General features: G+C 68.9%; 15 protein-coding genes. 8 read left to right on the top strand and 7 right to left on the bottom strand.

What is annotated here, in order from left to right; all coding sequences use genetic code 11:
- Positions 1–12: 12 nt before the first annotated feature.
- Complete coding sequence (locus DSHI_RS05905) at positions 13–480, top strand: Lrp/AsnC family transcriptional regulator (RefSeq protein WP_012177828.1); 468 nt, start codon at positions 13–15, stop codon at positions 478–480.
- Positions 481–564: 84 nt separating this feature from the next.
- Here the strand turns inward: DSHI_RS05905 and DSHI_RS05910 are convergent, their stop codons facing one another.
- Both DSHI_RS05910 and DSHI_RS05915 read right to left on the bottom strand, forming a co-directional pair.
- Positions 565–2010: a protein adenylyltransferase SelO gene (locus DSHI_RS05910; RefSeq protein ID WP_012177829.1), complete on the bottom strand. Its 1446-nt coding sequence runs from the start codon at positions 2008–2010 to the stop codon at positions 565–567.
- Positions 2011–2059: 49 nt separating this feature from the next.
- Positions 2060–3016 carry a nucleoside hydrolase gene (locus tag DSHI_RS05915; protein WP_012177830.1) on the bottom strand — a complete coding sequence of 319 codons (957 nt, stop codon included), beginning with the start codon at positions 3014–3016 and terminating at the stop codon, positions 2060–2062.
- A 519-nt stretch (positions 3017–3535) separates the two neighbouring features.
- Between DSHI_RS05915 and DSHI_RS05920 the strand changes: the two genes are divergently transcribed.
- On the top strand, positions 3536–3979 hold the full coding sequence (locus DSHI_RS05920) for a Hint domain-containing protein (protein WP_157865271.1): 444 nt from the start codon (positions 3536–3538) through the stop codon (positions 3977–3979).
- Positions 3980–3983: 4 nt separating this feature from the next.
- On the opposite strand, the gene mazG is transcribed toward DSHI_RS05920, so the two are convergent.
- Positions 3984–4823 (bottom strand): nucleoside triphosphate pyrophosphohydrolase, encoded by an 840-nt coding sequence (gene mazG / locus DSHI_RS05925; protein ID WP_012177832.1) that lies wholly within the window; start codon positions 4821–4823, stop codon positions 3984–3986.
- A gap of 64 nt (positions 4824–4887) precedes the next feature.
- Between mazG and DSHI_RS05930 the strand changes: the two genes are divergently transcribed.
- Positions 4888–6048: a M20 aminoacylase family protein gene (locus DSHI_RS05930; RefSeq protein WP_012177833.1), complete on the top strand. Its 1161-nt coding sequence runs from the start codon at positions 4888–4890 to the stop codon at positions 6046–6048.
- A 6-nt stretch (positions 6049–6054) separates the two neighbouring features.
- On the opposite strand, the gene DSHI_RS05935 is transcribed toward DSHI_RS05930, so the two are convergent.
- Complete coding sequence (locus DSHI_RS05935; protein ID WP_012177834.1) at positions 6055–9624, bottom strand: efflux RND transporter permease subunit; 3570 nt, start codon at positions 9622–9624, stop codon at positions 6055–6057.
- Positions 9621–10772 carry an efflux RND transporter periplasmic adaptor subunit gene (locus DSHI_RS05940; RefSeq protein ID WP_012177835.1) on the bottom strand — a complete coding sequence of 384 codons (1152 nt, stop codon included), beginning with the start codon at positions 10770–10772 and terminating at the stop codon, positions 9621–9623. Before DSHI_RS05940 ends, DSHI_RS05935 begins: the two co-directional genes overlap by 4 nt.
- A 230-nt stretch (positions 10773–11002) precedes the next feature.
- Here DSHI_RS05940 and DSHI_RS05945 point away from each other — a divergent pair, with 230 nt between their 5' ends.
- The 3 genes from DSHI_RS05945 to der all read left to right on the top strand — a co-directional run bounded on the left by DSHI_RS05945 (position 11003) and on the right by der (position 14565).
- Positions 11003–11656: a tetratricopeptide repeat protein gene (locus DSHI_RS05945; protein ID WP_012177836.1), complete on the top strand. Its 654-nt coding sequence runs from the start codon at positions 11003–11005 to the stop codon at positions 11654–11656.
- A complete protein-coding gene (locus DSHI_RS05950) occupies positions 11643–12995 on the top strand; it encodes a PQQ-binding-like beta-propeller repeat protein (protein ID WP_012177837.1) in 1353 nt (450 codons plus the stop codon). Before DSHI_RS05945 ends, DSHI_RS05950 begins: the two co-directional genes overlap by 14 nt.
- Positions 12996–13092: 97 nt before the next feature.
- The gene (gene der, locus DSHI_RS05955; protein ID WP_012177838.1) at positions 13093–14565 is read left to right on the top strand and encodes a ribosome biogenesis GTPase Der; all 1473 of its coding nucleotides are present in this window, start codon (positions 13093–13095) and stop codon (positions 14563–14565) included.
- Here the strand turns inward: der and DSHI_RS05960 are convergent.
- A complete protein-coding gene (locus tag DSHI_RS05960) occupies positions 14562–15908 on the bottom strand; it encodes a M48 family metalloprotease (RefSeq protein ID WP_012177839.1) in 1347 nt (448 codons plus the stop codon). The genes der and DSHI_RS05960 overlap by 4 nt on opposite strands.
- 52 nt (positions 15909–15960) lie before the next feature.
- Here DSHI_RS05960 and DSHI_RS05965 point away from each other — a divergent pair, with 52 nt between their 5' ends.
- Both DSHI_RS05965 and DSHI_RS05970 read left to right on the top strand, forming a co-directional pair.
- Positions 15961–17136, top strand: a complete 1176-nt coding sequence (locus DSHI_RS05965; protein ID WP_012177840.1) for a pyridoxal phosphate-dependent aminotransferase — start codon at positions 15961–15963, stop codon at positions 17134–17136.
- Positions 17137–17183: 47 nt separating this feature from the next.
- Complete coding sequence (locus DSHI_RS05970) at positions 17184–18452, top strand: N-acetylmuramoyl-L-alanine amidase (protein ID WP_012177841.1); 1269 nt, start codon at positions 17184–17186, stop codon at positions 18450–18452.
- Here DSHI_RS05970 and DSHI_RS05975 read toward each other — a convergent pair.
- Entirely contained in the window at positions 18446–19069 is a 624-nt protein-coding gene (locus DSHI_RS05975) for a class I SAM-dependent DNA methyltransferase (RefSeq protein WP_012177842.1), read from the bottom strand. The genes DSHI_RS05970 and DSHI_RS05975 overlap by 7 nt on opposite strands.
- Positions 19070–19165 lie beyond the last annotated feature (96 nt).

Genomic DNA, 19165 nt, shown 5'->3' on the forward strand with positions numbered 1-19165 from the left:
CGGAGGTTTGGAATGGCGGTTTCGCTCGACGCGACGGATCGGAAAATTCTCAGGGCGCTGCAGGCGGATGCCAGCCAGTCGCTGGAGGAAATCGCGCGACAGGTGGGGGCGTCGAAGACCCCGGTCTGGAATCGCATTCGCAAGCTGCGCGAGGCCGGGGTGATCCGGCGGCAGACGGCGGTGCTGGACCCCGAGGCGCTGGGTCTGGAGGCGTGTTTCTTCGTGCTGATCCGCACGTCCGAGCACGAGGCGGAGTGGCAAAAGGCCTTCCTCAAGGCGCTGCTGGACCGGGACGAGGTGCTGGAGGCGCACCGGCTGGCGGGCGATATCGACTACATCCTCAAGGTGCGGGTGGAGAATGCCCGCGCCTATGACGTGTTCTACCAGGCGCTGATCAGCGAGGTCCGCATCTACAACGTGACCGCGCTGCTTTCGATGGAAGAGATCAAGTCGACCTTCGCCCTGCCGATTCCCGACTGAGCGCGCCGGGCCGCCGGGGCCAAGGGTTTTACGCAAAACCCTTAGCAAAATCCTTGCTCAAGGATTTTGCGTCGCGCGGGCCGTTCAGGTGCCGCAGAAGGTTTCGCGGACCGCTTCTTCGGGCCGGGCCGGGGCCATGTAGGCCGCATGCTCCGGCTGGTCGTCGAAGGGACGCTCCAGCACGGCGACCAGGGTGTGGAACGGTGCGAAGTCACCCGCCATGCCGGCCTGGATCGCCTGTTCGACCCGGTGGTTGCGGGGGATGAAGGCCGGGTTGGCGGATGTGAGCCGGGCGGTCAGCGTCTCCGCATCGACCCCTTCCTCGGCCAGACGCGCGCGCCAGTCCCGCGCCCAGGCATCGAAGATCTCGGGCTGGGCATAGAGCTTGCGCGCGACCTCTTGCCCCTCGGCCAGGCCGCGGAAGGCGAGGGTGAAATCGACCCCTGCCTCGGCCATCAGGCGCAGCAGGCCGTGGGCCAGTTTCGCATCCTCCTCCCGCGCGGTGGCGAGGCCCAGCTTGGCCCGGAACACGTCGAGCCAGGCCGATTGGTAAAGATCGGCAAACCCGTGCACCGCCTCGGTCGCCACCTCGATCGCGCGGTCCTGGTCCGCGTCGATCAGCGGCAGCAGGGCGGTGGCGAGTTGCGCCAGGTTCCAGACCGCGATCTCCGGCTGGTTTCGGTAGGCATAGCGCCCGTGCCGGTCGATGGAGGAATAGACCGTGTCGGGATGGTAGGCTTCCATGAAGGCGCAGGGGCCGTAATCGATGGTCTCGCCCGAGATCGTCATGTTGTCGGTGTTCATCACCCCGTGGATGAAGCCCAGGCCCATCCAGCGCGCGATCAGATCGGCTTGCCGCGCGATGACGCCGCGCAGCAGGTCGAGGGCGGTTTCTGCCTCCGGGTCATGGCGCGCGCGGGCGAAATCGCACAGGGTTTCGAGCGCGTCCAGGTCGTCGCGGGCGGCGAAGAACTGGAAGGTGCCGACCCGCAGGTGGCTGGACGCCACGCGGGTGAAGACCGCACCGGGCAGCACTTGTTCGCGCAGCACCCGCTCGCCCGTGGTCACGGCGGCCAGGGCGCGGGTGGTGGGCACCCCCAGCGCATGCATGGCCTCCGACAGGATGTATTCGCGCAGCACCGGGCCGAGCCCCGCGCGCCCGTCGCCCATGCGCGAGAACGGCGTCGGGCCGGAGCCCTTGAGTTGCACGTCGCGCAAGGCCCCGTCCGCATGGCGCAACTCGCCCAGCAGGATCGCGCGCCCGTCGCCCAGCTGCGGGTTCCAGCCGCCGAACTGGTGCCCGGCATAGGCCTGGGCAATGGGCACGGCGCCCTCGGGCACGGCGTTGCCCGCCAGCATTGCGACCCCTTCGGGGCTTTCGAGGGCTGCGGGGTCGAGCCCCAGCTCGCGCGCGAGGCGGTGATTGACCTTGATCAGGCCGGGCGCGGAGACCGGCGTGGGGGCGAGTTGCGCGTGGAACCGGTCGGGAAGGGCGGCATAGCGCGCCTCGAAGGGGATGTGCAGGCTCATCCTTGGCACCTAGGCGTCCGCGGCGCGAAATGCCAGACCCCGGCGCCCGTCACAGCCGCGCGATCCGGTCGGTGAGCAGGGCGAAGAACCCCTCGGCGTCCACGTCGCCGATGAAGAGCGCGTTAGCCGCGCGGTCGGTCACGCCCCACCAGTCGGCCACGGTCATGCCGCGGGTCAGGGGGCTGTCGACCTCGATCTCGACGTTGATGTGGCGGCCTGTGAAGAGCTCGGGCGCCAGCAGCCAAGCGATCACGCAGGGGTCGTGCAGGGGCGCGCCTTCGGAGCCGTATTTTTCCTTGTCGAAGCGTTCGAAGAAGTCGGTCCAGGCCGCGACCATCTCGCCCACCCGGGTGCCCATGGCCCGGAAGCCCGCGATATGGGGCGCGGTGGTCAGCGCCTTGTGGGTCACGTCGAGGGGCATCACCACTAGGGGTGCGCCCGCGCCGAACACCGCCTTGGCGGCCTCGGGGTCGACATAGATGTTGAACTCGGCGGCGGGGGTGATGTTGCCCACCTCGAAATAGGCGCCGCCCATCAGGACGATCTCGGCCACCCGCGGGATGATGTCGGGGGCCTTGGCGAAGGCGGTGGCGATGTTGGTGAGCGGGCCGAGGGGGCACAGGGTCACGGTGCCCGTCGGCTCCCGGCGCAGGGTCTCGATCAGGAAATCCACCGCGTGCTGGTCCTGCAGGGGCATGGTCGGCTCGGGCAGGACGGGGCCGTCGAGCCCGGTCTTGCCGTGCACATGCTCGGCGGTGACCAGGGCGCGCGCCAGGGGGCGGTCGCAGCCGGCGAACACCGGCACCTCCGGTTTGTCTGCAAGCTCGCATACGATCCTTGCGTTGCGCGCGGTCAGCGCCAGCGGAACGTTGCCCGCCACGGCGGTGATGCCGAGCACCTCCAGCGCCTCGGGGCAGGCCAGCGCCAGCAGGATCGCCACCGCGTCATCCTGGCCGGGATCGGTGTCGATGATGATCTTGCGGGGCGGTGTGGGGGTGGCTGTCATGAGGGTCTCCTGCGAACGGGTGCAGCGTTGCAAGAGGCGTGCCGGGTTGTCCAGCCGCATTCGGGGACCGGGTGCGGTGTGCGGCCTGTCCTGCGGTCGGAGCAAGCCGAGGGAGCCGGCGGCTTGGGCCTGCGGGGCACCTGGATTGTGAGGCTGCGCGCGACAAAGGCGGGTTTGCGCAGCTTTCGTCGCCCTTGTGCATAAAATGCATCGGGATCATCTTGTAACGCCCTATAAATGCGCGAAAATTCCGCAGTCTGTCACGACGCGTTGCGCCGTGAAAACGTCATAGTCTGATGCCGCTGCGCCCGCCTGATGCCTTAGTTCCCCTGTCTAATGATCGGGTACTGTCGGGGTCATGGCCCCGGCATCCGTAACGAGTGAGAGCGTAATGGGGTGATGCCTCGCACCGGGGCATCACCCGCATGATCGGAAGGGCGCGCGATGCGTAGTCACACGGACATCATTGATTTCAGGTATCATGCGGCGCGCAAAGCGGCGTCGAGATTGGCGGGTTCCATGGAATGGCAAGTACCGGGCTTCGGACCGGAGACGCGGATCATGACAACGCTGGGCGCGATCCCCGCCGGTCTGCTGCGGCGCGGGGACGAGGTGATCACGCCCTCGGGACTGTCATGTGGGATCGAGTGGCTCGACCGGGTCGGGCTGGATGCGGATTTCCTGGCCAGTCACCCGAACGCGCATCCGCGCGTCATCCCGGCCGGGAGCCTGGGGGCCGGGTTGCCCGAGCGGGACCTGGTCGTCTCGGCCGGTCAGCAGATGATGCCCGGCAAGACCACGCGCGCGACCCCGGGGCTGCCCCTGCCGCCGGAGGCGGTATGCAAGGTGCACGGGTTTCAATATACCCTGTTCCATTGCGGCCGCCCGGTGCAGGTGCTGGCCGAAGGGGTCTGGTGCCCGGTGGACGAGCTGTCGAGCCTGCGCGGACGCCGCAGCGCCTGACCGCTCAGAGGCCGTTGGCCTTGGCGGCCTGCCAGAGCGCCTCCATCTCGTCGAGGCTCGCGGCCTCCGGATTGCGCCCCGCGCGGGCGAGCTCGGCCTCGATATGGGCGAAGCGGCGGGTGAACTTGGCATTGGCATCCCGGAGCGCGTGTTCGGGATCGAGCCCAAGGTGGCGGCCGAGGTTCACTACCACGAAGAGCAGATCGCCGAACTCTTCGTGCAGCTTGGCGGCGTCGCCCGCATCGCGTGCGTCGGCCAACTCGGCGCTTTCCTCGGCGAGCTTGGCGAGCACCTGGTCCGCGTCGTCCCAGTCGAACCCGACCCGAGCCGCGCGTTTCTGCAGCTTCAGCGCGCGCATCAGCGCCGGCAGGCCGAGCGCCACACCGTCGAGCACGCCTTTTTCTGCCTTGGCCGCGCGCTCGCGGGCTTTCTGCGCCTCCCAGTCGCGGGTCTGCTGTTCGGCGGATTTGGCGTTGCTCTCGTCACCGAACACGTGGGGGTGGCGGTCGAGCATCTTCTGGGCGATCCCGTTGGCGACGTCGTGGAAGTCGAACAGCCCGCGCTCCGCCCCGATCTGGGTCTGGTAAACGGTCTGGAGCAGCAGATCGCCCAATTCGGATTTCAGGTCCGCCCAGTCGCCGCGGTCGATGGCGTCGGACACCTCGTAGGCCTCTTCGATGGTATAGGGCGCGATGGTCTCGAAGGTCTGCTCCACGTCCCAGGGGCATCCGGTCTCGGGATCGCGCAGGCGGCGCATGATCTCCAGCAGCCGCGGCAGCCCGCCCTCGGGGTCGTGGCACAGCGTGTCGCTGTCGGCGCGGTCGCGGGTTTTCGCCCTCGTCATGGCAGAACACCTTTTACTGGGATGGGGATGGGTTACATAAGCGGGACACACAGGAGAGCAGGCCATGGCGGTTGTCAATCGCATCGCGGAATACGGACCCGACATGACCGCCTGGCGGCAGGCGCTGCATCGCGCGCCGGAGCTGGGTTTCGAGTGCCACAAGACCGCGCGCTACCTGATCGCGCGGCTGCGGGCCTTCGGGGTGGACGAGGTGCATGACCGGATCGCGACCAGCGGGGTCGTGGCCCTGATCCGGGGCGGCGGACCGGGGCCGGTGATCGGGCTGCGCGCGGATATGGATGCGCTGCCGATCGTCGAGGAAACCGGGGTCGCCTATGCCTCGGAAACCGAGGGGGTGATGCATGCCTGCGGCCATGACGGGCATATGGTCATGCTGCTTGGCGCCGCGCGCTACCTGGCCGAGACGCGGAATTTCGCGGGCACGGTGGCGATCATCTTCCAGCCCGCCGAAGAACATGGCGGTGGCGCGCAGGTGATGTGCGACGAGGGGCTGATGGAGCGGTTCGGGATCGAGCATGTCTATGCCCTGCACAACGCGCCGGGGATCGCCGAGGGGCATTTCCTGACCACGCGCGGGCCGATCATGGCCGCGGTGGACACGTTTCACATCCATATCAAGGGGCGGGGCGGGCACGCGGCCATGCCGCACGAGACCGCCGATCCGATCATGGCGGCGGTGGGCATCGCCCAGGCGCTGCAGACCATCGTCAGCCGCAACCATATCGCCACGGACGAGCTGGTGCTGTCGGTCACCCAGATCCACACCGGCACCGCCGATAACGTGGTGCCCGACACCGCCTATATCTGCGGCACGGTGCGCAGTTTCGACCCCGCCGTGCAGGCCATGGTCATGCGCCGGATGGAGCAGATCGTAGCCGGGCAGGCCGCCAGTTTCGACGTCATGGCGGAGCTGGATTACGAGAAGGGCTATCCGCCCACGGTCAACACCGCCGACGAGGTCGCGCTGGCTGCCCGCGCGGCCAGCGACGTGGTGGGGGACCGGGCGGTGGATACCGCCTCGGGGCGGCAGATGGGGGCGGAGGATTTCGCCTACATGCTCCAGGCGCGGCCGGGGGCCTACCTGTTTCTGGGGCAGGGGGAGGGGGCCGGGCTGCACCACCCTGCCTATGATTTCAACGACCGGATCGCGCCGATCGGCGCCAGTTTCTTCGCCCGCCTGGTGGAGCAGGCCCAACCGCTCTGAACGCGCCTATTCCGCGGCGCGCAGGGGGGGCATGTCGCCTTCGGTCGGTTTCTTGTCGTCGCTCTCGGCGGGCTTGTCGTCCTCGATCCAGATCAATTCCGGCGCACTCAGCTTGCGCGCGGCGCGCTTGAGCGCGAGGTCGCGGGCCGCGCGGCTGGATTTGCCCAGCGACAGCGCCCGCAACTGGCGGACCGAGGAATAGGCTCCGACCCCGAGCCAGACCCGGAGCGCCAGCATCGAGGGCGTGAAGATCAGGGTCAGCACCGTGGCCACGCCCAGACCGAACACCACCGCCGTGGCAAGCTGTTTCCACCACAGGGCGGTGGGGCTGTCGATGGTGTAGCCGCCGCCGAAGAAATCGAGGCTGAGCCCGAACATCATCGGTGTCAGCCCGGCCATGGTGGTGATCGTGGTCAGCAGCACGGGCCGGATACGGACCTGCGCGGTGCGGGCGATCGCCTCCAGCCGGGGCATGTATTTCGAGTATTCCTGGTAGGTGTCGATCAGCACGATGTTGTTGTTCACCACGATGCCCGCGAGCGCCACGATGCCCGTGCCGGTCATGATGACCGAGAAGGGTTGTTGCATGACCATCATCCCGATCAGCACCCCGGTCGTGGACAGAACCACCGCCAGCAGCACCAGCGTGGCGTTGTAGAAGCTGTTGAACTGCGCCAGCAGGATGATGAACATCAGCGCCAGCGCGCCGATGAAGGCCTGGCTGAGGAAGGCCTGGCTCTCGGCCTCGTCCTCCTGCTCGCCTGTCCATTCCCAGGTGACGCCCGAGGGCAGGTCGGCCTCGGTCTCCAGCCATGTGGTGAGCTGCGCGATGCGTTCGGCGGGGTTGATGACGCTGCCATCGGCGTTGGTCAGACCGTCCCGGACCCCGGCCTTCACGTCGTAATAGCGCGTGCCGTCGACCCGGTCGATCTGGCCAAGTTTCGGCACCGGCTGGCGGGTGATGAAGTTCGACAGGGGCACGAGCCCCTGGGCGGTGCGGACCCGCAGCGAATCGAGCGTGGAGAGCACCCGGTCCCCCTCGGGCAGGCGGACGCGGATCTCGATCTCCTCGTCGGAGCTGTCCACGCGCATGGTGTCGAGCAGGATGCCGCGGGTCACCAGTTGCACCATGGCGCCCACGGTGGCCACATCGGCGCCGTAGCGTCCGGCGGCGGCCACATCCACGTCGATCTGCCAGTCGATGCCGGGCAGGGGGCGGGTGTCTTCGATGTCGCGCAGCCCCTCGGTCGTCTCGAACCGGTCGCGGACGATCTGGGCGGCCTGCGCCAGCTGGCTGAAATCATCCCCCGTCAGGCGCAAATGCACGGGCTTGGCGCCCGCGGGGCCCTGGTTCATCTCCAGGATCTCGGTCTGCACGCCGGGGATGGTGCGCAGCTCGGCTTCCAGCCGGTCGAGGATGGCGTGGCCCTGGGCCAGGTCACCGCCCTGCCGGTCCTCCCACGGCACGAGCTCCAGCTGGATCGTGCCCACGGTGTCGAGCGGGGCCGAGGCGCCGCCGGTATTCTGGTTCAGCCCGCCCTCGCCGGCAAAGGCGAAGACCGACTCGATCCCGCCGGTATTGCGCGCGATCTCTTCGGCCTGGCGCAGCAGCGCGTCCTTTTCCATCAGCGAATGGTTGCCGCGGGCGCGCACGTAGACGATGGCCTGCTCGGGCTCGGAGGCGACGAAGAACTCCACACCGCGGTTGTTTTCCTGGAAGAGCGCGAAGGTCGTGGCGACCACGAAGCCCACGACGCCGATCGCCACCAGGGGCATGATCGGGTTGCCGGTCAGGAACCGGATGAACCAGCCGAAGGGCGACCGGCGGTAGCCTGCGCGCACCTGCCGCTTGCGGCGTCCGAGCTTGGCCGAGGTCAGCGTCACCGACAGCGCCATGGCCGCCAGCAGCACCATGACCGCCCCGGGCAGGTAGGCCGCGATCCCGCCGCCCCGGGCGGGCAGATCGAGCAGGTAGGACGGGTTCAGCAGTTGCAGCACCGCCGTATACATTGCCACGCCGGAGAGCACCGTCAGACCCACCCGCGATACCCACGGCAGCGGCATCAGCCCCGCGGCCAGCCGCTCCAGCACCCGGCTCAGGCGACCCGCCACCCCGCCGACCACCGGCAGGTAGATCAGCGCGACCACGAGGCTCGCGGTCAGCACGAAGATCAGGGTGACCGGCAGCATCCCCATGAACTGCCCCGCCACGCCGGGCCAGAACAGCATCGGCAGGAAGGCACAGAGCGTCGTCGCGGTGGAGCTGACGATGGGCCAGAACATCCGCTTGGCGGCCTCGGTATAGGCGGCCATCGGCCCTGAGCCTTCGGAGATCCGCCGGTCGGCGTATTCCACCACCACGATGGCCCCGTCCACCAGCATCCCCACCGCCAGGATCAGCCCGAACATCACGATGTTCGACACGGTGATGTCCATCACCGCCAGCAAGGCAAAGCACAGAAGGAACGAGGTCGGGATCGCGAAGCCCACCAGCAGGGCCGAGCGTGTGCCGAGCGCGGCCAGCACCACGATCATCACCAGCGCGATCGCCGTCAGAACCGAGCCTTCGAGCTGCCGCACCATCGAAGCGACGATGCGCGACTGGTCCATGGAAATGTTGATCTCCACCGCGTCGCGCAACTCCGGTGGCCAGCTGGCCTGGGCGTCGGCCACGGTCTCCCGTACCAGGGTGGCGGTGTCGATCAGGTTGAAGCCCTTGCGCTTGACCACCTGCAACGCGACCGTGTCGTCGCCATTGTAGCGCGCGGTCCCGGTCCGGTCCTCGAAGGTCAGCCGGATATCGGCCAGGTCGCCCAGGGTCACCACCCGGTCGCCATTGACCTTCACCGGCAGGTTGAGGACGTCTGTCTGTTCGTCGAAGGCCGACGGGATCTTGACCGCGAAGGCGCCCTGGTCGGTTTCCACCTCGCCCGCGGCGATCAACTGGTTGTTGTTCTGCACCACCGAGAGCAATTCACCGGCGGTGACATTGTAGCTCTCCAGTCGCAGGGGGTCGATCACGACCTCCAGCATCTCTTCGCGGTGCCCGGCCAGCCCGGCTTCCAGCACCGGCTCCAACCCCTCCAGCGTGTCCTGCAAATCCTTGGCCACCCGCAGCAGGGTGCGTTCGGGCAGCGATCCCGACAGGTTCACCACGATGATCGGGAACTGGCTGAAATTGATCTCGTTGATCGAGTATTTCTCGTATCCCGACGGGAACTTTGCCTCGGCCGTGTTCATCCGGTCGCGCACATCGGCAATGATCTTGGTCTTGTCCCAGCCGAACTCGAACTCCAGCACCACACCGGCATAATTGTCCGCCGCGGTGGAGGTCATGCGATCCAGACCGTCCAGGTCGCTGAGCTCGGTCTCCATCACCTGGATGACGAGTTTTTCGGAATCCTCCGCCGAGATGCCGGGGAAGGGGACCGACACGAAGAGCGCCGGGATCTCGATGTCCGGCTCGCCCTCCTTGGGCAGGCTGATATAGGCGAAGGTCCCCGCGAGCAGGGAGAGCATCACGAAGGCAATGACCATCCGCGCCCGGGACGCGGCCCAATCGACCAGTCCCGTCAAACGTCAGGCTCCCGCATGGTGACGGTCAGGGGCGTGCCCGCCGTCACGAAATCCTGGCCGACGACGATGACGCGCACGGTCTGGGGCAGGCCGCTGAGCCAGACGCCGTCGATGGTGTCGCGCACGATCTCCACCTCGGCGAAGGCTGCTTCGGGTCCGGCATCGGTCTCGACCACATGCCGCACGCCGAGCCGTCCGGCATCGTCCAGGGTCAGTGCCGAGGCCGGCAGCAGATGCGCGACCGCCCCGTCCGATGTCACGCCGACCTGCGCGGTCTGGCCCGCGCGGATATTCAGATCGGGATTGGGCACCTGCACCTCGACCCGGAAGGTGCGCGTGGTCTCGTCCGCCGAGCGTGACAGGAACGTCACCTGGCCCGACACGTCGCGCCCATCGGCCAGCCGCGCGCCCGCCATGGCACCCACGGCGATACGGTCGACCAGCATTTCGGGGGCAAAGCCCACGATCTTGATCGGGTCGAGCTGCAGGATCGTGGCGCAATGGGCCCCCGACGGGCTGCCCGGCGAGAGATAGGCGCCCAGCTCCGCCGTGTCCTGTTCCAGCACCCCGTCGAACGGGGCGGTGATTACCAGGTTGGCGATCGCATCCTCGGCACGCTCCACGCTGGCGCGCGCGGCTTCGAGCGCTGCTTCGGCGGACACCCGGCGCGTGACCGAGCCGAACCCGCCATCGGCCAGCTCCGAGGCCGCGGTCGCCAGCACCTCGGCCTCCAGGAGCCGGGCCTGCGCCTCGGCCAGGGAAACTTTCATGGTGCCCGGGTCCAGCTCGCACAGGGTCTGGCCCGCGACCACCCGCGCGCCGCGACGCAGGGGCGGGGAGATCACCTTGCCCGACACCTCGGCGCTCACATCGACCTGGCGCAGGGGTTCGGTCCGACCGCGTAGGATCACCGCACTGTCGATGGTCTGGGCTTCGGAGGCCATGGCAACGACGGAAACCCGCCGGATCTCGGGCTCGGTCTGCGCGACGGCCTGGGTCACTTCGGGCGCCTCCGCCGCGGCGGTGGGGGTATCGGTGGGGGTCGACGTCACCCCGGCAAACTCCAGAAGGCGCTCGCGCTCGAACACCAGCCCGTAAAGCGCCGCAACAACCACCAGCGCGGTGACGAGAGAGGTGAGTAATCGCATCTTCTTCTCCGGATGGTTCGCACAATTGCTCTTGCCTGATCCGCGAATGCTGCGCTGGGTGCCGGGGTCAACTGTTCGAACTAAACCAATGAGTTCAGATGTAGTGCGTTGCGCGTTTCCGCTCAAGGGCGAAACCGCCGCATTTTGCGCACCGGCGAAAGCCCGCGGGGCTTGGCTTTCGCCCTGCGCACGGTGTATGAGGGCGCGACCTGGGGCAAAGGGGCGGACGCGTGAGCAATCCCGACAGTTTTATCGAAGAAGTCGCCGAAGAGGTCCGTCGCGACCGGATGAGCCGGCTGATGCGCAAGTATGGCTGGATCGGCGTGCTGGCTGTCGTGCTGATCGTCGGCGGGGCCGCGTTCAACGAGTACCGCAAGGCGCAGGAGATCGCCGCGGCGCAGGCCTTCGGGGACGCGGTCTATGACGCGCTCGAAGGCAGCAGCGAACAAACCCGGCTACTTGCCCTGCAGGAGGTCAACGCGCCCGAAGTGGGTGCGCCCCTGCTGGGTCTGATCACCGCCGCCGAGAGTACCGGCGATCCGGCGGAGGCCGCCGAAATCCTGCAATCGGTGATCACCGATCCCGAAACGCCGCCGATATACCAGGATCTTGCGCGCCTGCGTCTGGTGCTGCTGGGGGATGCGGCGCTGCCCGCGACGGAGCGGCGCGCGCTATTGGATATGCTGATCCTCGGCTCCGGGCCTTTCCGGCTTCTGGCGCTGGAACAGCGCGCCCTGCTGGAGGTCGAGGCGGGGGAGACCGAGGCCGCCATCGCAACCCTGCAAGAGGTGATCCGGGCCGCAGGCGCAAGCCTCGCGCAGCAACAGCGCGCCGCCCAGCTGGTCGTCGCCTTGGGCGGAGACGTGGCCCTTGACGCAAGCTGAGTTGCCCCGAATGCGCCCGGCGCTGGCCGGTCTGGCCCTGTTGGGTCTGGCCGCCTGCGCGCCCGAGGAAGTGATCCTGCCGGGCGAGCGGCTGGACATCCGCACCCCGACCCTGGTCGCAGAGGGCGAGACCGCCGCGCCGGTCGCCCTTGTCGAGACCACGCCGCGCACGGTGCCCCTGTCCTTGCCCGCCCCCGTGGCCAATTCCGACTGGACCCATCGCAACGGGTCCGTGCGGCACACGATCCCGCATCCGGCCCTCGGCACCCAGCTGCAACTGGCCTGGCGCGCGGAGATCGGCGAAGGCAGCACCCGCCGCAACCGGATCACCGCCGCGCCGGTCGTGTCCGATGGGCGCGTCTTCACCCTCGACAGCCTGGCGACCGTGTCGGCCTTCGGCACCAACGGCGCGCTCTTGTGGCAGCAGGACCTGACACCGCCCACGGACGCGCCCGACGAGGGCACCGGCGGCGGGCTCGCCGTTTCGGGCGACACGCTTTATGTCTCGTCGGGCTTCGGGTCGCTGACCGCGTTGAACGTGGTGGACGGGACCGAGCGGTGGACCCAGCGCATGGACGCCCCGATCAGTGGCAGCGCCACGGTGGAGGGCAATGTGGCCTACGCCGTGAGCCGCGACAGCGTCGCCTGGGCGCTCGACACCCGCAATGGCCGTGTGCTGTGGACCCTGCCGGGGGTGCCATCGACCACCAGCATTCTCGGCGGTGGCGCGCCCGCGCTGACCGACCGGCTGGTGATCCTGCCATTCCCGTCCTCGGAGATCAGCGGCGCGTTGCGCCAGTCCGGGGTGCGGATCTGGGGCAGCGCGGTCTCGGGCGCGCGTCTGGGCCGCGGCTACACCGCGTTTTCCGACATCAACAGCGACCCGGTCGTGGTCGGCCGCCGCATCTTCGCGGGCAATGCCGCCGGGCGGGTCGCGGCCCTCGACGCGGTGTCCGGCGAGCGGCTCTGGACCGCCCGCGAAGGCGCGTTCGGCCCGGTCTGGCCCGCGGGGGGGGAGCTGTTCTTCGTCTCCGACCAGAACGGGCTCGTGCGGATGGACGCCGATACCGGCGCGGTCACCTGGATCGTGCAATTGCCCTATTACACCGACGACCGGGAACGCCGGCGCAAGGCGATCTTTGCCCATTACGGGCCGGTGCTGGCGGGCGGGCGCTTGATCATTGCCTCCGGCGACGGGCGCTTGCGCCTGTTCGATCCGGTGAGTGGCCTGCCGCAGGGCGAAATCGCCCTGCCCGATGGGGCAGCAGCGCCCCCGGTGGTGGCGAACCGAACGCTCTATGTGGTCACGACCGGTGGGGAACTTCTCGCCTTTCGCTGAGCGCCCGGCAGGGTTGCGCGCGAATTCCGTTGCCGAGACGCGGATTGCGGGCTAAACGCCGGGGCTGTTTCACCGCTCATGCACCCGGAGTGCGTCCATGCCCTTTACCCTGGCCATCGTCGGCCGCCCGAATGTGGGCAAATCCACGCTGTTCAACCGGCTCGTGGGCAAGCGTCTGGCCCTGGTCGACGACCAGCCCGGCGTGACCCGCGACCTGCGCGAGGGGGCGGCGCGGCTGGGCGACCTGCGCTTTACGGTGATCGACACCGCCGGGCTGGAAGAGGCCACCGATGACAGCCTGCAGGGGCGGATGCGGCGGCTGACCGAACGCGCGGTCAGCATGGCCGATGCCTGCCTGTTCCTGATCGACGCGCGTGTCGGCGTGACCCCCACGGACGAGGTCTTCGCCGACATCCTGCGCCGCTCCAACGCCCATGTTTTGCTGGGCGCGAACAAGGCCGAGGGCCGCGCGGCCGAAGCCGGGCTGATCGAGGCCTATGCCCTGGGCCTGGGCGAGCCGCTGGCGCTGAGCGCTGAGCATGGCGAGGGCATGGCGGAGTTGACCGGCGCGCTGATGCCGCTGATCGACGCGTTCGAGGAAACCGAGAACGCCGAGACCGAGGACGCGCCCGAAACCGATGTCGCCCTCGACCCGGATGCCGAAGAAGAGACCGTTGTCCGCGTGCCGACCAAGGCCAAGCCCCTGCAGGTGGCCGTGGTGGGCCGCCCGAACGCGGGCAAATCCACCCTGATCAACCAGCTTCTGGGCGAGGATCGGCTGCTCACCGGGCCCGAGGCGGGGATCACCCGCGACGCGATCTCGCTGGCCATGGACTGGGACGGGCTGCCGGTGCGGATTTTCGATACCGCGGGCATGCGCAAGAAGGCCAAGGTGCAGGAAAAGCTGGAGAAACTCAGCGTCTCCGACGGGTTGCGCGCGGTGAAATTCGCCGAGGTGGTGGTCGTCCTGCTGGATGCGGGCATCCCCTTCGAGCAGCAGGATCTGCGCATCGCCGACCTAGCGGAGCGGGAAGGCCGGGCAGTCGTGATCGCCGTGAACAAGTGGGATATGGAGGACGACAAGCAGGGCAAGCTCAAGGAGCTGAAGGAGGCCTTCGAGCGGCTCCTGCCGCAGCTGCGCGGGGCGCCGCTGGTGACGGTGTCGGCCAAGACGGGCCGCGGCATGGACCGGCTGCGCGACGCGGTGCTGCGCGCCCATGAGGTCTGGAACCGTCGCGTGCCCACCGCCGCGCTCAACCGTTGGCTCGGCGCCATGGTCGAGGCGCATCCGCCCCCCGCCCCGGGCGGGCGGCGCATCAAGCTGCGCTACATGACCCAGGCGAAAACCCGGCCCCCGGGCTTCGTGGTCATGTGCTCCTACCCCGAGAAGATCCCCGAAAGCTACACCCGCTACCTGGTCAACGGCCTGCGGGAGGATTTCGACATGCCTGGCACCCCGATCCGGCTGACCATGCGCAGCCAGTCGGACGCGAACCCCTACAAGAACCGCAAGAAATCAACGCCTTCGAGGCTGCGCAAGCATCTCGGAAAACCGTCTCTCAAGGGCTAGCGCCGCGCCTCTGCCTGCTCGGCGGTGCGCAGGATGTCGCGGGCGCGGGCATAGCCCGGGCTGCCCTGGGGCAGCAGCGCCATGGCGCGCCGGGCCTGCAGCCCTGCGTCCGAGACCCGGCCCGACATCGCGTGCCGCTCTGCCGTGGTGACCGACGCCATGCCGTTCTGGCCTGCCCGGGCATAGGCCTGTGCCAGATCGCGCAGCAGCGAGGGGTTGCCCGCGTCCCGTCCGTAAGCCGCCGCCAGCACCTCCAGCGCCTTGCGGTTGGACGCGGCCGTGTTCTGGGCGAGATAGGCCCGGCCGAGCTGCGCCAGCAGCAGCGGCTCGCGCGGGGCCAGCGACACCGCCCGTTCATAGGCCGCGACCGCCGCATCGTAGCGTCGCGATTCGAAGGCGAACTGGCCCTTCAAGGCGGTGTAGTAGGGGTCGTCCGGGCGCAGGGCGAGCAGCGCCTCGACCTCCCGCGCGGCGCGGTCCGGGTCGGGTTTCTTGTGATAGGCGATGGCGCGTCGCATCACCGCCACCTCGGAGCGGTCCGAGGGCGGCACCCGCCGCAGGGTCCAGTCCGGGTTGCGCAGAAACGCCGACAGCTTGCCCTGCAGCCGGGCGTACCAATAGGCGGCCTCGCTCTGGTCCGAGGGGGCGGGGGGGCTGGCCGCGGCGAACCCTTCGGCGGCACGCAGCCGGTCGCGGGTCAGCGGGTGGGTGCGCAGGTAGGGGTCCTGCCGCCCCGGCGACAAAGCCTCCTGCCCGCGGAAGATGTTGAGCACCTCGACCATCGCCACGGGCGAGACCCCGGCATTCGTCATGTAGCGGATCGAGCTGCGGTCGGCGGCGGCCTCTTCGGCGCGGGTATGGCCGAAAAACGCCCGCCTTGCCGCCCCGGCGGCGCCAGCGCCCAGCCCGATCGCCGCCTCGGGCGAGCCCGTCGCCGCCCCCGCCGCCGCGGCCAGGATCAGGCCCATCCGCGCAAACCGGTTCATCGCGCGCATGTTGTCGATCCGGCGCGAGATATGGCCGTTGGCGATATGGGCCAACTCGTGGGCCAGCACCGCCTGGACCTGTTGCGGGGTCTCCAGCCGCAGCAGAAGCCCGGAATGGATCACGATGGTCTGCGGGTCCGCCACAAAGGCGTTCAGCTTGCTGTCCTCGATCACCCAGATATCCACCCGGGCCGGGTTCACCCCCGCCGCCGCCATCAGGGGGGTGGCCAGCTCGCGCAGGGACCGCTCGATCTCCGCATCGCGGATCAGCGTCACCGCTTGCGCCGGCAGGGCCTGGAGCCACAGGCCCGCCAGAATCACGAGAACGGCCGCGGGATGGAACCATCGGCTGCGCATTGACCTCACCTCTATGAAACGCGACATACCCCTGCACCCTAGGGAGACAGCGATGCAAAACTCAAGCCGATCCGAGGTCGATCCTTTTATCGTGATGGACGTGATGGAGGCCGCGCGCCGGGCCGAGGCGGCAGGGCGGCACATCATCCACATGGAGGTCGGCCAACCCGGCACCGCCGCCCCACTGCCCGCGCGTCGGGCGGTGGCGGCGCAGCTGGATCAGGACGCCATGGGCTACACCGTTGCCTTGGGCCTGCCGGAACTGCGCCGCGCCATCGCGGGCCTTTACGCGCGCTGGTACGGGGTGGACCTGGACCCGGCGCGGGTTGTGGTGACCTCGGGCTCCTCGGCGGCGTTTCTTCTTGCCTTCACCACCTATTTCGATGCCGGCGCCCGGGTCGGGGTGGCCGAGCCCGGCTACCCGTCCTACCGGCAGATCCTCAAGGCGCTGTCGCTGGCCCCCGTGGGTCTGCCCACCCAACCCGAGACCGGGCACCGCATGACCGCCGAAGCGTTGGCGCAGGCCGATATCGCGGGCGCGATCATCGCTTCGCCGAACAACCCCACGGGCACCATGCTGGACCGCGACGGGTTGGGCGCGCTCATTGCCGCCTGCCGCGACCGGGACCGGGTGTTCATCTCCGACGAGATCTACCACGGGCTGCATTACGGCGACCGGGCGGTCTCGGCGCTGGAGATTTCCGACGATGTCTGCGTGATCAACTCGTTTTCCAAGTATTTCTCCATGACCGGCTGGCGCATCGGCTGGTTGGTCGTGCCCGAGGCGCAGGTCCGCGTGGTCGAAAGGCTGGCCCAGAACATGTTCATCTGCGCCCCTCATGTGGCCCAGATCGCCGCCCTGGGTGCGCTCGGCGACGCCGCCCGGCCGGAGCTGGAGGCCAACCGCGCCGTCTATGCCGCCAACCGGCAGCTGGTCATCGACGGGCTGCGGGCCGCGGGGCTCGATGCCTTCGCGCCGCCGGACGGGGCGTTCTACGTCTATGTGGATACCGGCGCGCTCTCGTCCGACAGCCGGACCCTGGCGGCCGATATTCTCGAAAAGGCCGGGGTGGCGGTCACACCGGGACTCGATTTCGATCCGGTGCGCGGCCATGGGACCCTGCGGCTGTCCTATGCGCGGGCGACCGAGGATATCGCCGAGGGCATGACCCGGCTCACGAATTATTTTGCCGCGGCAGGCCCCAACCCGCTTTTGACTGGTTCCTGAAACCGCCCGGCTTGCCTATAATGCCGCCAAAAAAAGGATAATCGGCAGTGACACTGGACAGGCAATCGCGCTCTGGGCCGCGTTCGGCGCGGGTGTGGGCGGTATTTCTGGGGGCGATCCTTTCGGTGCTGGCCTTGCCCCTCTTGGCGCAGGAGCTGCGCGCCGTCGCGCGCATCGACCCGATCACGTCCTCGGTGTCGGGCACCACGGACGATTTACGCCTCACCCTCGGCCTGAGCCAGCCGGTGCCGTACCGGATCGAGGCCCGCCGCGACCCGGACCGCATCGTGATCGAGTTTCGCGAGGTCGATTTCAGCGGCGCCGAGCCCGGCAAATACCTCTCCTCCGCTGCCCTGCGCGGGGTGATCGCGGGGCCGGCGCGCCCCGGTTGGTCCCGGCTGGAGCTGCTCTTGAGCGCGCCCATGGGGCTTGAGACTGCCGAGATGCAGACCGATGCGACGCTCGGCTCCGCGCTGCTCGAAGTGACGTTAGGGGCCCGCAGCCGTGAAGAGTTCGACGCGGCCGCGATCACCGGCGATCTCGGCGTGGCCGCCCCCGAGCCGCCCGATGTGCCGGAACTGGCCACGGGCCCCGAACGCCAGCGCGGCGACCGCCCGCTGGTCATCATGCTCGACCCCGGGCATGGCGGCTTCGACCCGGGCGCCGAGCGCGACGGCCATTCCGAGGCCGACCTGATGCTGACCTTCGCCCGCGAATTGCAGGAACTGATCATCCGCGAGAGCGGCCATACGGTGCTGCTGACCCGGAACGCGGACGAATTCGTCCCGCTGCCCGAACGGGTGCGCATGGCCCGCGAGGCAGCCGCCGACCTGTTCATCTCGCTCCATGCGGATTCGCTCTTGTCCGGGCGGGCCTCGGGCGCGACGGTCTACACCTTGTCGGACGTGGCCTCCAGCGAAGCTTCCGCCAAGCTGGCCGAGCGCATGGACCGCGCGAGCCTTCTGGCCGGGCTGGACCTGACGGCCCAGGACGACACGCTGGCCACCGCGTTGATGGACGTGGCAAGGCTGGAGGTCGCGCCGCGGGCGGCCCGGCTGGCCGACACCCTGGTGACCGGGCTGGGCGAAACCGTGGGCGATCTGCACAAGCGGCCCCGGCAATTCGCGGATTTCTCGGTCCTGCGCGCGCCGGACATCCCATCGGTGCTGGTGGAGCTGGGCTTCCTGAGCAGCGACAACGACCTTGCGCGGCTCCTCTCGCCGGAGTGGCGGGCGAACGCGGCGGAGGGGATTCGCCGCGGCATCGACGCCTGGGCGGTGGCCGACGCGGCCGAGGCCGATCTGGTCCGTCAGTGAGCGCGCGAGAGACGCCGACAGAGCCACCAGCTATGCCGGTCCAGCGCCGGATCCTCGGGTGAGAAACGCAGAACCGTGAACCCGGCCTGCCGTAGCATCCGCCGATAGGCCAGCGGCGCGTGGCTGGCATGGAAGATCGGCGCCCCCGCCGCTCGACCGAAAGCCACTCCGCGCGCGGGGCCCGACGAAAACACCAGCACCGCGCCGCGCCGCGCATGGCGGGCAAAGACCGGAAACATCCGCGCCTGGTCCCGCAGCGACAGGTGAAAGAAACTGTCCCAGGCCAGGAGCGCATCGAACCGCTGCCCCAGGGCCAGGTGGCGCATATCCGCCCGAAGGGCCCGCGCGCCCCGAGTGCTGCGGCGGAAATGCGGCAGCATCCCCGCTGCGCCATCCACGCCCGTCACCCGAAACCCGCGCCACGACAGCCACCGCGCCAGCGGCGCGCCCGGCCCGCAGCCCAGATCGAGCAGGTCGCGCCCCGGCGCATGGGCCTGCACCGCCTGCAGCATTGGCAGCTCGAACAGCGATGTGTTGCGCATCCGCGCGAAATCATCGGCCACGCGGCCATAGGTCGAAAGCACCTGTTCGGGGGTCGGAGACGGCGGCGGGGTCATGGACTGAGGCTACCGGCTCCCATGCCCCCGACAAGCCCGCCGAAGCCCGTCCGCGCACGAAGACGTGACGTCTCTCGGCGAAACCGCGCCCGTGCG

The organism is Dinoroseobacter shibae DFL 12 = DSM 16493, from assembly GCF_000018145.1.
Taxonomy (GTDB): Bacteria; Pseudomonadota; Alphaproteobacteria; order Rhodobacterales; family Rhodobacteraceae; genus Dinoroseobacter; species Dinoroseobacter shibae.

Coding starts and splice junctions, on each gene's coding strand:
- DSHI_RS05905 (WP_012177828.1), top strand. CDS start 13: ATGGCGGTTTCGCTCGACGCGACGGATCGGAAAATTCTCAGGGCGCTG.
- DSHI_RS05915 (WP_012177830.1), bottom strand. CDS start 3,016: ATGACAGCCACCCCCACACCGCCCCGCAAGATCATCATCGACACCGAT.
- DSHI_RS05960 (WP_012177839.1), bottom strand. CDS start 15,908: ATGCGCAGCCGATGGTTCCATCCCGCGGCCGTTCTCGTGATTCTGGCG.
- DSHI_RS05910 (WP_012177829.1), bottom strand. CDS start 2,010: ATGAGCCTGCACATCCCCTTCGAGGCGCGCTATGCCGCCCTTCCCGAC.
- DSHI_RS05930 (WP_012177833.1), top strand. CDS start 4,888: ATGGCGGTTGTCAATCGCATCGCGGAATACGGACCCGACATGACCGCC.
- DSHI_RS05940 (WP_012177835.1), bottom strand. CDS start 10,772: ATGCGATTACTCACCTCTCTCGTCACCGCGCTGGTGGTTGTTGCGGCG.
- DSHI_RS05965 (WP_012177840.1), top strand. CDS start 15,961: ATGCAAAACTCAAGCCGATCCGAGGTCGATCCTTTTATCGTGATGGAC.
- DSHI_RS05975 (WP_012177842.1), bottom strand. CDS start 19,069: ATGACCCCGCCGCCGTCTCCGACCCCCGAACAGGTGCTTTCGACCTAT.
- der (WP_012177838.1), top strand. CDS start 13,093: ATGCCCTTTACCCTGGCCATCGTCGGCCGCCCGAATGTGGGCAAATCC.
- DSHI_RS05920 (WP_157865271.1), top strand. CDS start 3,536: ATGGAATGGCAAGTACCGGGCTTCGGACCGGAGACGCGGATCATGACA.
- mazG (WP_012177832.1), bottom strand. CDS start 4,823: ATGACGAGGGCGAAAACCCGCGACCGCGCCGACAGCGACACGCTGTGC.